Source organism: Corallococcus llansteffanensis (assembly GCF_003612055.1).
Lineage (GTDB): Bacteria > Myxococcota > Myxococcia > Myxococcales > Myxococcaceae > Corallococcus > Corallococcus llansteffanensis.
Map to the genome: position 1 here is coordinate 1 of NZ_RAWB01000889.1, position 2,475 is coordinate 2,475.

At 69.4% G+C, this 2,475-nt stretch carries 2 protein-coding genes; both read left to right on the plus strand.

What is annotated here, in order from left to right:
• Nucleotides 1-306: 306 nt before the first annotated feature.
• Nucleotides 307-684 (plus strand): SpoIIAA family protein, encoded by a 378-nt coding sequence (locus tag D7V93_RS41710; RefSeq protein WP_120648521.1) that lies wholly within the window; start codon nt 307-309, stop codon nt 682-684.
• A gap of 131 nt (nt 685-815) precedes the next feature.
• Entirely contained in the window at nt 816-2,468 is a 1,653-nt protein-coding gene (locus tag D7V93_RS41715) for a trypsin-like serine protease (protein ID WP_120648522.1), read from the plus strand.
• Nucleotides 2,469-2,475 lie beyond the last annotated feature (7 nt).

Genomic DNA, 2,475 nt, shown 5'->3' on the forward strand with positions numbered 1-2,475 from the left:
CCCCCGGGTGGGTTTCCAGGGACGGCGTTCCCGTCAGCGCCAGGAGCGCGGACGGCAGGCCCGGGGCCGCTCCCAGGACCGCGCCCAGGACATACAGCTTCGTTCGCATGGTCTCCCCCTTCGCCGGCTGCTTTCTGGAGTCGGCGCGCGTCGTGGCGCACCGGGTCCGGTCGAGCTGGCAGAGACGGATCTACCAGCAAGATCTGACATCCCGTGCCCGTCCCGGAAGGGAATGCGGGCGTCCGGTATGCGACGACAGGCACTGCGGTTAGGATGGCGCGCCCCGCCTGGAGAGCCGTACCGCGCATGAAGATCGAGATCGCCCACCTGCCCCACGACATCATCGAGGTCATCTACCCTTCGGAAGTGACGCCGAAGGACGTGACCGATTACGTCGAGCAACTGAAGAAGGACATCACCGCCCGGGGAGGCAAGGAGTGGTCCGCCCTGGTGGACCAGTCCAAGCTGCGGGTGATGCCCTCCACGGTGGTCGGGGAGATGGCGCGGCTGAACGCGTACGCCCAGCAGCGCGGCATGGTGCGCTCCGCGCGCGTGGTGGTGGACCCCGGCAGCGGCCTGCAGGCCTGGCGCATGACGAAGAACGCCGGCCTCACCATCCCCGCGAAGACCTTCGAGTCGCGCGCCGAGGCCCTGGCCTGGCTGGAAGCGCCCGACGCCGACTGAGCCGTTCGCGGCCCTACCCACCCGGGCACCCGGCCGCAGAGGCCCTGCGACCGCACGGGTCTGCCTACGTGTTACAGTAACACCCCATTCCTTCACTGTGTCTGTCGCCGCACCGTCAGGAGTCGCCCCGCATGTCCCCGTCCGCCCCCGCCTTCCGAGCGAAGCTGCTCGGCACCCTGTTGTGTACCCTCACCGCGCTGGCCTGCGGACCGGCTCCCGAGTCGGACGCGCCCGAGCAGGCGCCGCTGGCCGAGTCCCGCACGCCCGTCGTGTACGGCAACGATGATCGCCAGGACGTCTACGCGCACCCCAGCGCCACGCTGCAGGAGCGGGCCCGGAAGTCCACGGTGGCGCTGATGTTCCCGGAGTCCATCGACGCCTCGAACCCGAACAACATCACCTTCACGGAAGGGACGCTGAACGACTGGGAGAACCTGTGCAGCGACCAGCGCTTCCGCGACGACCCGGCGCCGGCCTTCTGCTCGGGCACGCTCATCGACGATGACCTGGTGCTGACGGCGGGTCACTGCATCGAGGACGTGGCGGACTGCGCCGACACGCGCTTCGTCTTCAAGTTCTACCGCACCGCCAACGGGATGATGGAGACCATCACCAGCGCGGACATCTTCTCCTGCAAGAGCATCGTGGCCCGGAAGTCCGAGGGAGAAAACGACCAATACCGCTACGTGGACTTCACCATCGTGAAGCTGGACCGCTCGGCGGCGCCGCGCTTCAGCCCCGCGCCGGTGCGCCCGGGCAACGCGCCGCTCGCGGTGGGCGCCAACGTGGCCGTCATCGGCAGCGGCAGCGGCATCCCGTTCAAGATCGACTCGGGCGGCGCCGTGCGGGAGAACAACGCGGCCTTCATGGACAACTTCATCGCCACCACGGACACCTTCTCCGGCAACTCCGGCTCCGGCGTGTACGAGACGGTCAACAACACCGTGGCCGGCATCCTGGTGCGGGGCGAAGAGGACTACGTCCCGCGCGACGGCGCCAACTGCAACGAGGTCAACGTGTGCACGGAGACGGGCTGCTCCGGCGAGGGCATCATCTACGTGAACCAGGCCATCACGGAGTTCTGCGCGCGGAACATCAACCTGCGGCTGTGCAACACCACGCCGCCTCCGCCCACGAAGTACGCCTTCACGGCGTCCAACACCGCCAGCGCCACGCGCAACACCGTCAACGGCACGGTGACGCTCGCGGCCGGGCAGCAGCTCACCGTGGGCACCTGCGGCGTCACGGACGCGGCCGTCACCGGCGACTCGTACCTGCGCCTGCGCGGCCCCTCCGGCACGGAGGTCGCCTCCAACGACGACGCGTGCGGCGGCGCGGGCTCCAAGGTGACCTTCACGGCCACCGTCGCGGGCACCTATGAGATCCGCGCCGGCTGCTACCAGAACACCCAGTGCAGCGGCACCGTCTCCTGGGAAGTGACGGCGGGCAGCACGACGCCTCCCACGAGCGGCTCCACCCCCTTCAACGTGAGCAACACCAACAACGCCACCCAGGGCACGGTGAACGCCGACGTGGCGCTCGTGGCGGGCCAGGCGCTCTCCTTCGGCAGCTGCGGCGTGACGGGCGCGTCCGGCACGGGTGACACGGTGGTGCGCCTGTTCAACGCCGCCGGCCAGCAGGTGACGTTCAACGACGACGCGTGCGGTTCGCTGTCGCACGCGGCCTACACCGTGCCCACGGGCGCGGGCGGCACGTACCAGATCCGCATCGGCTGCTTCGGCAGCTCCGCGTGCAGCGGCACCCTGGCCTGGACCACCCAGTAGTCCAGCC

Bases quoted from the DNA above. Each gene is read 5' to 3' on its own strand.
- D7V93_RS41710 (WP_120648521.1), top strand. From the start codon at position 307: ATGAAGATCGAGATCGCCCACCTGCCCCACGACATCATCGAGGTCATC.
- D7V93_RS41715 (WP_120648522.1), top strand. From the start codon at position 816: ATGTCCCCGTCCGCCCCCGCCTTCCGAGCGAAGCTGCTCGGCACCCTG.